This is a genomic window from Pseudomonas sp. BIGb0176 (genome assembly GCF_024810175.1).
In the GTDB taxonomy this organism is placed as follows: domain Bacteria; phylum Pseudomonadota; class Gammaproteobacteria; order Pseudomonadales; family Pseudomonadaceae; genus Aquipseudomonas; species Aquipseudomonas protegens.
Genome location: NZ_JANUEC010000002.1, coordinates 1,263,512 through 1,277,619, shown reverse-complemented (window position 1 = coordinate 1,277,619; position 14,108 = coordinate 1,263,512). Strand labels below are relative to the sequence as shown.

General features: G+C 63.7%; 16 protein-coding genes. 10 read left to right on the top strand and 6 right to left on the bottom strand.

All coding sequences use genetic code 11. The features are described 5' to 3' along the window. From folE to M2395_RS16865, 3 genes are all read right to left on the bottom strand, one after another. A complete protein-coding gene (gene folE, locus M2395_RS16875; protein WP_011059303.1) occupies positions 1-561 on the bottom strand; it encodes a GTP cyclohydrolase I FolE in 561 nt (186 codons plus the stop codon). A 23-nt stretch (positions 562-584) separates the two neighbouring features. After that, positions 585-1,295, bottom strand: coding sequence for a dihydromonapterin reductase (gene folM, locus M2395_RS16870; protein WP_041115997.1), 711 nt, complete (start codon positions 1,293-1,295; stop codon positions 585-587). 176 nt (positions 1,296-1,471) lie between these two features. Next, on the bottom strand, positions 1,472-2,041 hold the full coding sequence (locus M2395_RS16865; RefSeq protein ID WP_011059305.1) for an antibiotic biosynthesis monooxygenase: 570 nt from the start codon (positions 2,039-2,041) through the stop codon (positions 1,472-1,474). Positions 2,042-2,252: 211 nt separating this feature from the next. Between M2395_RS16865 and M2395_RS16860 the strand changes: the two genes are divergently transcribed. Then, complete coding sequence (locus M2395_RS16860) at positions 2,253-3,194, top strand: MerR family transcriptional regulator (protein ID WP_123430078.1); 942 nt, start codon at positions 2,253-2,255, stop codon at positions 3,192-3,194. Between the two features lie 11 nt (positions 3,195-3,205). Here the strand turns inward: M2395_RS16860 and M2395_RS16855 are convergent, their stop codons facing one another. Both M2395_RS16855 and M2395_RS16850 read right to left on the bottom strand, forming a co-directional pair. Then, positions 3,206-3,811 carry a hypothetical protein gene (locus tag M2395_RS16855; protein ID WP_011059307.1) on the bottom strand — a complete coding sequence of 202 codons (606 nt, stop codon included), beginning with the start codon at positions 3,809-3,811 and terminating at the stop codon, positions 3,206-3,208. A 68-nt stretch (positions 3,812-3,879) separates the two neighbouring features. Beyond that, positions 3,880-4,338 (bottom strand): PAS domain-containing protein, encoded by a 459-nt coding sequence (locus M2395_RS16850; protein ID WP_011059308.1) that lies wholly within the window; start codon positions 4,336-4,338, stop codon positions 3,880-3,882. 154 nt (positions 4,339-4,492) lie between these two features. On the opposite strand from M2395_RS16850, the gene M2395_RS16845 reads away from it, so the two are divergent. Then, positions 4,493-4,948, top strand: a complete 456-nt coding sequence (locus M2395_RS16845) for a flavodoxin (protein WP_123430079.1) — start codon at positions 4,493-4,495, stop codon at positions 4,946-4,948. Here M2395_RS16845 and M2395_RS16840 read toward each other — a convergent pair. Next, positions 4,929-5,825, bottom strand: coding sequence for a LysR family transcriptional regulator (locus M2395_RS16840; protein WP_011059310.1), 897 nt, complete (start codon positions 5,823-5,825; stop codon positions 4,929-4,931). The genes M2395_RS16845 and M2395_RS16840 overlap by 20 nt on opposite strands. Positions 5,826-5,923: 98 nt before the next feature. Between M2395_RS16840 and M2395_RS16835 the strand changes: the two genes are divergently transcribed. The 8 genes from M2395_RS16835 (at position 5,924) to M2395_RS16800 (ending at position 14,087) form a co-directional block, all read left to right on the top strand. Further along, positions 5,924-6,310 carry a CidA/LrgA family protein gene (locus M2395_RS16835; protein WP_011059311.1) on the top strand — a complete coding sequence of 129 codons (387 nt, stop codon included), beginning with the start codon at positions 5,924-5,926 and terminating at the stop codon, positions 6,308-6,310. Continuing rightward, on the top strand, positions 6,300-6,986 hold the full coding sequence (locus M2395_RS16830; protein WP_011059312.1) for an LrgB family protein: 687 nt from the start codon (positions 6,300-6,302) through the stop codon (positions 6,984-6,986). Before M2395_RS16835 ends, M2395_RS16830 begins: the two co-directional genes overlap by 11 nt. A gap of 143 nt (positions 6,987-7,129) precedes the next feature. Beyond that, entirely contained in the window at positions 7,130-7,912 is a 783-nt protein-coding gene (locus M2395_RS16825; protein WP_011059313.1) for a class II aldolase/adducin family protein, read from the top strand. Next, positions 7,912-8,814, top strand: coding sequence for an alpha/beta fold hydrolase (locus M2395_RS16820; RefSeq protein WP_019096053.1), 903 nt, complete (start codon positions 7,912-7,914; stop codon positions 8,812-8,814). The genes M2395_RS16825 and M2395_RS16820 overlap by 1 nt, the downstream gene beginning before the upstream one ends. Positions 8,815-8,952: 138 nt before the next feature. Further along, positions 8,953-9,864, top strand: coding sequence for an SDR family oxidoreductase (locus M2395_RS16815; protein WP_011059315.1), 912 nt, complete (start codon positions 8,953-8,955; stop codon positions 9,862-9,864). A 183-nt stretch (positions 9,865-10,047) separates the two neighbouring features. Further along, positions 10,048-10,407, top strand: coding sequence for a hypothetical protein (locus tag M2395_RS16810; RefSeq protein WP_019093356.1), 360 nt, complete (start codon positions 10,048-10,050; stop codon positions 10,405-10,407). 497 nt (positions 10,408-10,904) lie between these two features. Then, positions 10,905-12,695, top strand: coding sequence for a DUF1302 domain-containing protein (locus M2395_RS16805; RefSeq protein WP_015634190.1), 1,791 nt, complete (start codon positions 10,905-10,907; stop codon positions 12,693-12,695). Between the two features lie 24 nt (positions 12,696-12,719). Then, positions 12,720-14,087, top strand: a complete 1,368-nt coding sequence (locus M2395_RS16800; RefSeq protein WP_015634191.1) for a DUF1329 domain-containing protein — start codon at positions 12,720-12,722, stop codon at positions 14,085-14,087. Positions 14,088-14,108 lie beyond the last annotated feature (21 nt).

The window sequence follows — 14,108 nt, the reverse complement described above, 5'->3', positions numbered from 1 at the left end:
CTACTTGCTCCGTCCAATCAATTGCAGGAATTCCTGGCGAGTGGTGCTCGAATCGCGGAAGGCGCCGAGCATCACCGAGGTGTGCATGGTGGAATTCTGTTTCTCGACGCCGCGCATCATCATGCACATGTGCTTGGCCTCGATCACCACCGCGACGCCGGCGGCCTGAGTCACGCTCTGTACCGCGTCGGCGATTTCCCGAGTGAGATTTTCCTGGATCTGCAGGCGCCTGGCGAACATGTCGACGATCCGCGCGATCTTCGACAGCCCCAGGACCTTGCCGGTAGGAATATAAGCCACATGGGCCTTGCCGATGAAGGGCAGCAGGTGATGTTCGCACAGGGAATACAGCTCGATGTCGGCGACTATCACCATTTCATCGCTGTCGGAAGCAAACAGCGCGCCGTTGACGATGTCCTCCAGCGACTGGCCGTAGCCGTGACACAGGTACTGCATGGCCTTGGCCGCGCGCTTGGGGGTATCGAGCAGGCCTTCGCGCTCGGGGTCTTCGCCCAGGTCCTTGAGGATCTCGCGATAGTGCTGGGGCAGGGAAAGGGTCATGCAAGGTCCTCACAGGGGCCGGCTTACTTGAGGTGCCGCCCGCCGTTGACGGTCAGGGTGGTGCCGGTGACATAGGGGTTGTCCAGCAGATAGCGCAGGCTCTGGTAAATCACTTCGCTGCCGGGTTCGATGCCCAGCGCGGATTTGGCCAGGGTCTTGGCGCGGTACGCCGCGTCGTCGTCGGGGTTGAACAATAGCAGGGCCGGGGCAATGCCGTTGACCTTGATTGTCGGGGCGTATTTCGCTGCGAAGGACAGGGTCAGGCTGTCCAGGCCGGCTTTGCTGGCGCAGTAGGCGATGTGCTTGCTGCTGCCCTTGCGGGTCACGTCGTCGCTGATGTGGATGATGTCTGCCGGGCTCGAGCGCTGCAGCAACTCGGCGCAATGCAGGTTGATCAGGTAGGGCGCCAGCATGTGCACGCCGAACATCCGGGCAAAGGCCGCTGCTTCGTCGCCAGGGCTCTCCTCCAGCCATTCCGAGGCGTTGTGGACGATGGCCCGCAGGCTCTGGGTACGGTTTTTCAGCTCGGTGATCAGGGCCAGGATCCCGGCTTCGCTGGAGAGATCGGCGAACAGCAGGGTCGCGCCCTTTTCCCGCAGGGCCTCAAGGCCCGGGCGCTGGCTGCGGTAGGTGACGATCACCGGCTGCCCGTCTTGGAGCAGGCGCAGGGCGCAATGCAGGCCGACTCGCTGGCTGGCGCCGGTGATCAGGATCGGGGCAGGAGAGGTGTTCATGAAGGGCTCGCGTCGCGGGTAGTGGGAAAACTATACCAGCGAGGGAAGGCCCTGTGCCTGCAGGCAACGGGCTTGCCGGCGAATGCGATCTTGCGGGGTTTTTTCGTTGGCAAGCCAGCTTCTACGGTAGGCGCAAATATTGCGCGAGGTGTGGTAGGAGCCGGCTTGCCGGCGAATCACGGATTCTGCGTCGAGGGGGTGGCCGGCAGCGGTCGGGCCGGTGTGCTGTTGAGCCAGTTGGCCAGCAGCCGGGTGGACAGCGGAATGAAGAAATAGACCATCAGCGGGGTCAGGGCCAGGGTGCTGACAAATACCCGAGGCAGCAGGCTCAGGTCGCCGAGCAACGGGCCCAGGACAAAGTTGAACAGCAGCGACACCGGGAAGAATGCCAGCCAGATGGCCACGGCCTGCTTCCAGCGCGGCGGGCGATGGCCGGCGGCGCCGAACCAGCCGTCGATACCGCTGACCCGGTGCTCCGAAGGGTGGGCGAACAGGTCGCTGCCCCGGGCCAGCCAGGCCGTACGCGAGGCGGAGTGTTCCCAGGTATGCAGGGTGGATTCGTCGGCGAAGCGGAAGATGATCTGGAATTCGTCATCGTTGGGGGGCGGCGCAAGAACGCCGGAACCCAGGTAGCCGGGAAAGTCGGTGGCCAGTTGTTCGCCTTCGCGCAGCCAGGCGATCAGGTCCTGGTAACGGCCGTCGGCAACGCGCCGGGCAACCATCAGGGTGACGGGTGAGGTAGACATTATGTATCTCCGTAAAACCAATGCGCTGCCTGGGTAAGGCAGTCGCTTGACGAGGCACCGGGGTGGCGGGCCGCGCCTGAAGCAAGCAAGGATTATTCCTGATTACTGCCCAGGCACCAATGACGGCGGTCGGTTTTTCTCGTGCTTGAAGCATCGCCACCTGAGGGGAGTAGAATGGTCGCCACTTTGTTTTCCGGTGTTTTCTTCCCAGATGCCCGTCATGACTGAACTTGCCTCCGTCCCTCACGCCCCCGAAGCCGTTCGTCAGGACGAGTTGTTTCCGATCCGTGAGGTGGCGCGCCTGACCGGAATCAACCCGGTGACCCTGAGGGCCTGGGAACGACGCTACGGTCTGATTCAGCCGACACGCACCGAAAGTGGGCATCGCCTGTACTCCATGCACGATGTTGAGGCGGTGCGTGAGATTCTCGGCTGGATCGAACGCGGCGTGGCGGTGAGCAAAGTGGGCAAGATCCTGGCCAAGGGCCGGGCTGCCCAGGCCCAGCTCAAGGCTCCGGTGGATGGCGGCTTGCAGGGCGAATACGGCCAGTGGCGCGATCAATTGAAGCTGGCGGTCAGCGCGTTCGATGAGGAGCAGCTTGAGCGCCTCTACGGGCAGATCTTCTCCAGCTATGCCTTGCCGGTGGTGTTCCAGGACATCTTCCTGCCGTTCTGGAAGCAGTTACTGCTGGCGCGCGAGGCTTTTGGCCAGACCAGCGAATGGCTGTTCCTGGATGGCTTCCTGCGGGCGCGGATTACCCAGCGCCTGCTGTTGCAACGCGCCACCCAGAGCCGCTATCTGCTGCTGACGGCGCTCAATGAGCAATGCCGCGAACTGGAGCTGTTGGTGGCGGCGCTGATGCTCGGGCAGGACCCGATCGGTGTGCGCCTTCTAGGCGCGGGTGTGCCGCTGGAGGAACTGACCCTGGTCTGCGAAAAGGTCGCGCCGGTAGCCCTGGTGGTGTTTTCCAATCACGCACCCTCGGCCGAGTTGCCCAAGCGCCTCAAGCGCCTGGCACTGACCCTGGATTGCCCATTGCTGCTGGCCGGGGACGCGGCGGACCTGGCTCAGGACAGCCTGGTCGGTTCGCCGGTGGCTTGCCTGGGTAACGAGGGGCGCTTGATGCAGCAGCGCCTGCGCGGGTTTCTTTGAGGCGCTAGCCTTCAGGCGTGCAGTGCCGGATGGCTGTGGCGGTGCTGCTGGAGGATGAACTGGCGCAGGCGCTCGGTTTCCTCCAGGTCGCTCTGATCCAGGCGGTAGGCGTAGAAACCGGCTTCGGTCTGGCGCTCGAAGCGCCCGTGCAGGGCAATCCGTTCATAGCCCGAGGGGCTGAACCACTGGGCGAACTGCCGCGGCGGCCGGGTACCGTTGCGGATCTCCACCAATATCCCCTTGAACGAGACCTCCCGAACCCACAGGCGGCCAGGCTGGCCCCTGGCATTTTCCAGGGCCACCGGCTGCTCCAGGGCCAGGCGCCAGGGGCGCACCATGGGCCCATCCTCGAAGATGCTCGGCACCCCCAGCCGCAGGTGCAGGGCATGGAATTCGTCTTCCACCAGCTGCAGCGGGAAGGTCATCTGCTGGTTGTCGAAACGGGCCTGGATGGTGACCTTTTCATTGGCCGCCAGGCGCGTCAGCAGGTCACGGATCTGCGCGCCGCCATTGACCATCAGGCTCGACGTGGTATCACGCACATTGAGCTGCGGGTTGTGCTGCATGGTCTGGATGAAGTCCAGTTCATCCTGGGTGAGGAGGGCGTCACGCTGCATGATGTTGCTCGGAGGGTGGAGGACAGATCGGCGGGGAATATCCCTACGACCACGAATTCCGCGATTTATTAGTGGCCGCTGGTCGCCTTGAGGGCGGCCAGTTCAGCTTGCACTTCGGCCAGTTGCTGCTCCAGCTGGAGCAAGCGTTGCTGGGCCTTGACCTGGACGCTGACGTCTTTCTGCACGCCGATGAAATAGGTCAGCTGATCACTGTCATTGAATACCGGGGTGATCGACAGCTCATTCCAGAAGTGACTGCCGTCCTTGCGGTAGTTGCGCAGTACCTCGCGGCACGGCCGGCCTTGTCGCAGGGCCTGGCGGATCACTTCCAGGCCTGGCTGGTCACGGTCCCCGGATTGCAGGAAGCGGCAATCCTGGTACAGCACTTCGTCGGCGCTGTAGCCGGTCAGCCGCTCGAAGGCCGGGTTCACATAGATCACGATGTTGTCTTCGCCTTCCTGCTCGGCGACCACAATCCCGTCGTTGGAGGCGTTGATCATCCGTTGCAGCAGATGAGCGTTGATCATCCTGAAGTTCCGCTTTCGATCAGCAAGTGCTGGAGTGTAAGAGAGGCTGGCCCGCTGTCCACCAGCGCTTTGCAGCAGAGGTGGCGGCACAGGCGGGATTTTACTCCGTAGCTGTTAATATCCCAGCCTTTTAGTCAGCTTCAGGATCAGATTGATGAAAGTCGCCATCCTTTCCGGCTCGGTGTACGGCACGGCTGAAGAAGTCGCCCGGCATGCAGCCAAACTCCTCAACACCGCAGGTTTCGAGGCCTGGCACAACCCGCGCGCCACTCTGGCCGAGCTTCAGGCCTTCGCCCCGCAGGCGTTTCTGGCCGTGACCTCCACCACCGGCATGGGCGAGTTGCCGGACAACCTGCTGCCGCTGTATTCGAGTATTCGCGATCAGTTGCCCGCCGCCTGGCGCGGGTTGCCCGGAGCGGTCATCGGCCTGGGGGATTCCAGCTACGGCGATACCTTCTGTGGCGGTGGCGAGCAGATGCGCGAGCTGTTCGCCGAGCTGGGCGTGCAGGAAGTGCTGCCCATGCTGCGCCTGGACGCCAGCGAGAGCGTGACCCCGGAAACCGACGCCGAGCCCTGGCTGGCCGAACTGATCAGCGCCCTGCGGGGCTGACCGGCTGTTCCCGCAGCAGCGCCAGCCAGGCTTGCGCTGCCTTGGACAGATAAGCGCCCTGGCGCCAGATGAAGGCGATATCCCATCGCAGGTAGTCCGGCGCCTTCAAGGTCAGGCGCACCACCCCAGGCCGCACCAGGCCACGGGCCACCACACTGGGCAACAGCACCACGCCCTGGCCGGCGGCCACCAGCGCCGCCAGGAAATCCGCCTGGCCGCTGCGCCCGCCTTCCCTGGGGGTGAAACCCACCTGCTGGCAGGCCTGCAACAGCCGGTCGTTGAGCACGAAACTGCGCTGGTACAGGAGGAACGGTGTGTCCGCCAGTTCTTCCAGGCGTACCTGGGCGTTCATCGCCAAGGGGTGATCGGCGGGCAGCAAGGCATCCAGCGGTTCATCGCAGAAGGGCTGGTAGGCGAACGCCGGGTCCTTGGGGGTCAGGCTGCCCCCCAGTTCCAGTTCGCCGTTGCGCACCGCCTGTTCGACATTCAGGCTGCCGCCTTCGAGCAACTGCACCTGGATATTCGGATAGCGCCGGCGGTATTCGGCAAAACGGCTGGCGAACAGCGCGTCACTGCCTAGCAGCGGCAGCCCCAGGCGCAGTTCCCCCCGTGCCAGCTGGCTCAGGTCGTCCAGTTCGCTGAGCAGTTCGTGGCGCAGGCGCAACATGCCTTCGGCCCGTTGCAGCACCACGTTGCCGGCGGCGGTGAGGTGGATATGCGAACCCTGGCGCTCCAGCAAGGGCGTGCCGAGGCTCTGTTCCAGCTGGGCGATCTGCTTGCTGACCGCCGACTGGCTGATGTGCAGGGTCCTGGCCGCCTGGGTGAAGCCGCCCTGGCGGATCACCTCGACAAAGCTGCGCAGTTGTTTGAAATCCATGGCGTTGATTCCAGATTGGAATGGCTTCCAGTCTAACAATTCGCTTCGGTAATGATGGGGCTTTTCATAAAATAAGCCCCTGAGAGGACCGAACCACCATGAACATTTCCACCTGCAAACGCCTGGGCCGCCTGATTCTTGAACTGGCGGTGCTGCTGGCCATCTATTTTCTCGGCTGCCAACTGGCCAGCTGGCTGCCCTGGCCGATTCCTGGCGGGGTCATGGGCCTTGCGCTGTTGCTGCTGGCCTTCGCCCTGGGCTGGGTCAAGCCGGCGGCCCTGCAGCTGGGGGCCGGCCTGTTGATGGCCGAGATGCTGCTGTTCTTCATTCCCGCACTGATGAGCCTGCTGGACTACGGCGGCCTGCTGCGCCAGGACGGCTGGCGGATTCTGCTGGTAATAGGCGTCAGCACCCTGCTGGTGATGCTGGTGACAGCCTTGACCGTGGAACTGGTGTGCCGCTGGAGGATGCGCCATGAAGCTTGAAGCCATGCCGGTGTTCTGGCTGGCCCTGACCCTGGGCGCCTACCTGTTCAGCCGCTGGATCTATCGGCGCACCGGGCGCTACCTGCTGTCGCCGCTGATTCTGGTGCCGGCCCTGCTGCTGGCGGTCGCCGTGCCGCTGCACACCGCCTACGCCGAATACGCCGCCAATACCCACTGGCTGATGCTGGTACTGGGGCCGGTGACCGTGGCCTTCGCCATTCCCATCTGGCAGCAGCGGCAACTGCTGATGCGCCACTGGTCGGCATTGCTGCTGGGCATGCTGGCGGGCAGCGCGGCTTCCATTGGCAGCTCGTTCGGCCTGGCCAAGGCCCTGGCCCTGGACAGCTCGGTGACCCTGTCCCTGGTGCCGCGCTCCATCACCACGCCGTTCGCCATGCCCCTGGCCCATGACTTGGGCGGCGTACCCGAGCTGACCGCGGTATTCGTGATGTTCACCGGGGTGTTCGGGGCCATGCTCGGCGGTGTGCTGCTGCGCTGGCTGCCGCTGCGCAGCGCCCTGGCCCGCGGCGCCCTGTTTGGCGTCGGGGCCCATGGTGCAGGGGTCAGCCGGGCCCATGAGGTGGGGGGCGAAGAAGGTTCGGTGGCAGGGCTGGTGATGGTCCTGACTGGGCTTCTGAACCTGTTCGCCGCCCCTTTGCTGGCGTCGTTGCTTTGACGCGCAAGCCCCGGGCCAGGGCCTGATTCCCGGCTGACCCGCACGGCCATCAAGCTGGCTGCCAATGCAACTCCGCCAGCGGCGTGAGCTGTCTAGACTCTGGAGGTCCTCTTTCTATAAGAACCATCACCGAGGTCCTTGCCGTGAGCCTAGCCCCCGTTCAATCGACACCGAGTGTAAAAAACCAGGTCAGCGCCATCGAGTGGCAAACCCGCGTGGACCTGGCCGCCTGCTATCGCCTGGTGGCGATGCATGGCTGGGACGACCTGATTTTCACCCACATATCCGCCAAGGTGCCGGGCACCGAAGATTTCCTGATCAACCCGTTTGGCCTGATGTTCCACGAGATCACCGCGTCGAGCCTGGTGAAGGTCGACCAGGCCGGCAACAAGCTGATGGACAGCCCCTACGAGATCAACCCGGCGGGCTACACCATTCACAGCGCGGTGCATGCGGTGCGTCACGATGTGGTTTGCGTGCTGCACACCCATACCGCGGCCGGGGTTGCGGTGTCGGCGCAGAAGCAGGGCGTGTTGCCCATCAGCCAGCAGTCGCTGTTCGTGTTGTCGAGCCTGGGTTACCACCCCTATGAAGGTGTGGCCCTGAACCCCGAGGAGAAGGTCCGGCTGCAGGCCGACCTGGGGGACAACAGTTTCCTGATGCTGCACAACCATGGCCTGCTCACCTGCGGCGCGACCATCGCCGACACCTTCCTGATGATGTTCACCTTCCAGCGCGCCTGCGAGATCCAGGTGCTGGCGCAGAACGGCGGCGCCGAGCTGATTGCCATCCCTGCGCCGATCCTGGCCGGGGCCAGGGCGATGATCGCTGGTGTCACCCGCAGCGCTCAGGGCATGGGCGGCGCTCTGGCCTGGCCGGCCCTGCTGCGCAAACTCGATCAACTCGACCCGGGTTACACACTCTGATGCCTATTGCCGAGATCCCGCTGTGCGTGTGGCGTACACGCGGACATGACCTGCTCTTTCGCGGCCAGCGCATCCGTTACTGGGTGGCCGGGCAGGGCGAGCCGCTGCTGCTGATCCATGGCTTTCCCACCGCCAGCTGGGACTGGCACTACCTGTGGCAGCCCCTGGCCCGGCATCATCAGGTGATCGCCTGCGATATGCTGGGCTTCGGTGATTCGGCCAAGCCCCTGGAGCATGACTACAGCCTGCTGGAGCAGGCTGACCTGCAGCAGGCGCTGCTGGCCCATCTGGGTATCGCCGAGCCGGTGCATCTGCTGGCCCACGACTACGGCGACAGCGTTGCCCAGGAGTTGCTGGCCCGGCACTACGAAGAGCGGATCGATATCGCCAGTTGCGTGTTTCTCAACGGCGGCCTGTTCCCGGAAACCCATCGCCCGGTGCTGACCCAGAAGCTGCTGCTCAGCCCGCTGGGCTGGATGCTCGGGAGAACGTTCAGCCGCCAGGGCCTGGCCAAGAGTTTCCGGCAGATATTCGGCCCCCAGAACCGCCCCAGCGAGTCGGTGCTGGATGATTTCTGGAGCCTGGTGCAGAGCAACGATGGCCCGCGAATCCTGCACAAGCTGATCGGCTACATCCCTGAACGCCGGGCCCGGCGTGAACGTTGGGTCAGTGCCATGCAGCGCGGCGAGGTGCCCCTGCGGGTGATCGATGGTGCCCTGGACCCGATTTCCGGGGCACACATGGTGGAGCGCTATCGGCAATTGATCCCACGGGCCGACACGGTGCTGCTGCCGAGCATCGGGCATTACCCGCAGATCGAAGCGCCCCTGGCGGTGCTCAAGCATTACCTGGAGTTTCGCGACAATCTGCTGTCGCCATCATCACGGTTGGCGTGTTCCTGAACCCCGCGGCCTTGAGCGGGCAAGGCGATTATCCCGCTGCCTTATTGCGCACCATTCAGGTCAAAACGTTTTTATTGTGACCAAAGGCTGGCTGCCTGACACTCGAAGCATTGTCCATTGGCCCTGCTGGAGTTCGGTATGAGTGAGTCTGTGCGCTTGGAAGATAAAGTGGTGATCGTCACCGGGGCCGGCGGTGGCCTGGGCCGGGCCCATGCACTGCTGTTCGCCCGGCACGGCGCCAAGGTGCTGGTCAACGACCTCGGCGGCTCGGCCCAGGGCGAAGGCGCCAGCGCTTCGGCCGCCGACCGCGTGGTGGCGCAGATCCGCGAGGCCGGCGGTATCGCCGAAGCCAGCCATGACTCGGTCACCGACGGTGAAAAGATCGTGCAGAACGCCCTGGATGTGTTTGGTCGGGTCGATGTGGTGGTCAACAACGCGGGGATCCTGCGGGACAAGACCTTCCACAAGATGGAGGACGCCGATTGGGACCTGGTGTATCGGGTGCATGTCGAGGGGGCCTACAAGGTCACCCGCGCCGCCTGGCCACACCTGCGCGACCAGGGGTATGGGCGGGTGATCTTCACCGCTTCCACCTCGGGCATCTATGGCAACTTCGGCCAGTCCAACTACGGCATGGCCAAGCTCGGCCTGTACGGCCTGACCCGGACCCTGGCCATCGAAGGGCGCAAGAACAACATCCTGGTCAACGCCATCGCGCCCACCGGCGGTACGCGGATGACCGAGGGGCTGATTCCGCCCCAGGTGTTCGAGCAGCTCAAGCCCGAACTGGTCAGCCCGCTGGTGGTGTACCTGGGCAGCGAGCAGTGCCAGGAAACCTCCGGCCTGTTCGAAGTGGGCGGCGGCTGGATCGGCAAGGTGCGCTGGGAGCGCAGCCTGGGCGCCGGCTTCGATCCTCGCCAGGGCTTTTCCCCGGAAGACGTGGCGGCCCACTGGCAGCAGATCTGCGACTTCGAGGGCGCGGCGCACCCCAAGGACAATATCGAGGCATTGAAGGAGATGATGCAGAATCTGCAAAAGTACGCCCTCTGAAGCGCCCCTTTGTCCATCCCCTATCGCCTGCGCCAGGATGATAGGGGCCGGCTTCTGGCGCTAAGTGCGCCGGGTTTTCAGCACTGGATGCATCACCCCGCCGGGCCCTGGCCCCGGCGGTTTTACTCCTGCAGCGTTCGTCACTATGCTCGACGGTCCGCGAACGAACAGGGAGTGCTGCATATGTATGAGTCAAAGGATCAGCCGGTATTGTCGCGGCTGCTGTTCATCCGCCGTTTATGCATGCATGGGCTGGTGGTGCTGGCGCTGATCATCTTCTCGGTGCTGCTGGGTATCAGCGGCCTGCTGTACTTCGAACAAGACATTTCCTTCCATGACGCCTTGTATGACGCGGCCATGATCCTCGGCGGCATCGGCCCCATCAACATGCCGCAAACCCCTGGTGGCAAACTGTTTTTTGCCAGCTACGGGCTTTATACCAACTTGGTCTTCGCTGCCACCCTGGGCTTGATCCTGTCCCCAGTGGCGCACCGTCTGCTGCACAAGTTTCATTACGACGAGAGCGAGGACGACGCGGCGTAGTTGCCACTTTCCTCTGGTGTTCCAGGCATAAAAAAGGCCGCTGCAAGAGCAGCGGCCGAAGCAAGACGTTAGATCAAGGAGCTACAAAATCAACGTCGGTGAACCAGGGGCAGCAGCTTGAATCACACGCCTTCAAGCGGCTGGAAATCATTCCCGGGAACAGTTCGTGCCCGGTACTTGCAAGGTCAGTGGCAAGCGGTTGTTTGCCGTGACTGCGAGTGAAGAATAAGCCCTGGCCGGGTACGGAAAAATAGCGATTCAGGACAAGGACTGTTACAGCCTGAGCAACAGTCTGAGCGTTTTTTCGCCCCGGTCATCCCCCTGCATCGACGCCCCTGATAAGCCTGCATCCAGCCGCTGGATAACCCCTTGAACGGCCGTGATGGCAAGGGCACTAATTCCTTCGAGTGACAGCGCGAATACCTCCTTGGTGCGCTTATCGACCGTGCTACCCCGGCAGTAGGGTGAGGCCTCCTGTCACTCACCGGGGAAGACGCATGACAAGAATAACAATGCGCGCCATCTTCAAACCGCAGGCGCTGGCCGTCGCGGTGGCGCTGGGCTGCTGCGCCCAGGCGCAGGCGGTGTCGTTCAACATCGGGGAAATCGAAGGGCAGTTCGACTCGTCGCTATCGGTTGGTGCCAGCTGGGGCATGCGCAATGCCGACCGCGCCTTCGTCGGAACGGTCAATGGCGGTACCGCCCAGTCGTCCACTGGCGACGATGGCCGCCTGAACTTCAAGAAGGGCGAAACCTTCTCGAAGATCTTCAAGGGCCTGCATGACCTGGAACTCAAGTACGGCGACACCGGGGTCTTCGTTCGCGGCAAGTACTGGTACGACTTCGAGCTCAAGGACGAAGACCGCGAGTTCAAGCCCATCAGCGACCACAACCGCAAGGAGGGCGCCAAGTCCTCGGGGGCGCAGATCCTCGATGCCTTCGTCTACCACAACTATTCCATTGCCGACCTGCCGGGTACCGTGCGTGCCGGCAAGCAGGTGGTCAGCTGGGGCGAGAGCACCTTCATCGGCAACTCCATCAACAGCATCAACCCTGTGGATGTCTCGGCCTTTCGCCGCCCCGGCGCCGAAATCAAGGAAGGCCTGGTACCGGTGAACATGCTGTTCGCGTCCCAGGGCCTGACCAACCAGCTGACCGTGGAAGGCTTCTATCAGCTGGAGTGGGACCAGACCGTGGTGGACAACTGCGGCACCTTCTTCGGCAACGACGTGGTGGCCGATGGCTGCACCACCGGCTACACCGTCGGCAGCCCGGCCATCGCGCCGTTGCAGCCGGTGGCGGCGGCCTTCGGCCAGGGCTTCCAGGTGACCCGCGAAGGGGTGATCCTGCCCCGCGGCGGTGATCGTGATGCCCGCGACTCCGGGCAGTGGGGCGCCGCCCTGCGCTGGCTCGGCGATGACACCGAGTACGGCCTGTACTTCATGAACTACCACTCCCGCAGCCCGGTGGTGAGTACCACCACGGCCAATGTCAGCGCGGCGACCCTGGGCGCCATTGCCGGCGTCGCCAACGGCATCGTTCCGGGTTCTGGCAGTGGCCTGGTGCAAAGCGTGATGCTTGGCCGTGGCCAGTACTACCTCGAATACCCGGAAGACATCCGCCTGTATGGCGCCAGTTTCTCCACCACCCTGCCCACCGGCACCGCCTGGACCGGCGAGATCAGCTATCGGCCCAACGCGCCGGTGCAGGTCAACACCAACGACCTGACCCTGGCCCTGCTCAACCCTATTTCCGGGGGCGCGGCGTCGCCGATCAAGACCGCCATGGGGGCTGACAACACCGGCTACCGGCGCAAGGAAATCACTCAGATCCAGAGTTCCATGACCCAGTTCTTCGATCAGGTGCTGGGGGCCGACCGCCTGACCCTGGTGGGCGAGGCGGCAGTGGTCCACGTCGGAGGCCTGGAAGACAAGAGCAAGCTGCGCTACGGCCGGGACTCGGTGTACGGCCAATACGGCTATGGGGGCGACACCGACGGTTTCGTCACGGCCACCTCCTGGGGCTATCGCGCCCGGGCCATCCTCGACTACAGCAACGTGATCGCCGGCATCAACTTCAAGCCCAACCTTTCCTGGTCCCATGACGTCAACGGCTACGGGCCCAACGGCCTGTTCAACCAGGGCGCCAAGGCCCTGAGCGTTGGCGTGGATGCCGACTACCGCAACACCTACACCGCCAGCCTCAGCTACACCGACTTTTTTGGCGGGCGCTACAACACCCTGACCGACCGGGACTTCCTCGCGTTGAGCTTTGGCGTGAACTTCTGAACCGGCACAAGAAGGAGCATTTGAATGCGCAAGATGATTCTGCAATGCAGCGCCCTGGCACTGGGGTTGTGGGCGGCCAACCTGATGGCCGCCGTGAGCCCGGAAGAAGCCGCCAAGCTGGGAACCAGCCTGACCCCGGTGGGTGCGGAAAAAGCCGGTAATGCCGACGGCTCGATCCCGGCCTGGACCGGAGGCATTCCCAAGAATGCCGGGGCGGTGGACAGCAAGGGCTTTCTCGCCGACCCGTTCGCCAATGAAAAACCGCTGTTCATCATCACCGCGGCGACGGTGGACAAATACAAGGACAAGCTTTCGGACGGCCAGGTGGCGATGTTCAAGCGCTACCCGGACAGCTACCGGATCCCGGTCTACCCCACTCACCGCAGCGTCGGCCTGCCACCCGAGATCTACGAGTCGGCCAAGCGCAGCGCCTTGAGCGTGACCACTACCAACGACGGCAACGGCCTGGCCAACTTTACCGGCAACCGTTACTACGCCTTCCCGATTCCGAAGAACGGCATCGAGGTGCTGTGGAACCACCTGACCCGTTATCACGGCGGCAACCAGAAGCGCATCGTCACCCAGGTCACCCCGCAGACCAACGGCAGCTACACCTCGATCCGTTTCGAGGAAGAGGTGGCGGCGCCGCAACTGATCCCGGACCTGGACCCGGCCAAGGCGGCCAACGTGCAGAACTTCTTCAAGCAGTCGGTGACCGCCCCGGCGCGGCTGGCGGGCAACGTGCTGCTGGTCCACGAGACCCTGGACCAGGTCAAGGAACCGCGTTCGGCATGGATCTACAACGCGGGCCAGCGTCGCGTGCGCCGCGCCCCGCAAGTGGCCTACGACGGCCCGGGCACCGCCGCCGACGGCCTGCGCACCTCGGACAACTTCGACATGTTCTCCGGTGCTCCCGACCGTTACGACTGGAAGCTGGTGGGCAAGAAGGAGATGTACATCCCCTACAACAGCTACAAGCTGGATTCCCCGAGCCTCAAGTACGACGACATCGTCAAGGCCGGGCACATCAACCAGGATCTGACCCGCTATGAACTGCACCGGGTGTGGGAAGTGGTGGGCACGGTCAAGCCCAACCAGCGGCACATCTACGCCACTCGGCACATGTACATCGACGAGGACAGCTGGCAGGTGGCCCTGGTCGACCACTATGACGGACGCGGCCAACTGTGGCGGGTAGCCGAAGGTCATGCGCAGTACTACTACGACCACCAGGTACCGGCCTACACCCTGGAGGCCCTGTATGACCTGAACGCCGGCCGTTACCTGGCCCTGGGCATGAAGAACGAAGAGAAGCACAGCCTGGAGTTCGGCTTTGCCGCCAAGGCGGCCGACTACACCCCGGCGGCCCTGCGCGCCAGCGGAGTGCGCTAGGCGCCTCTTGGGTTGCAGTGG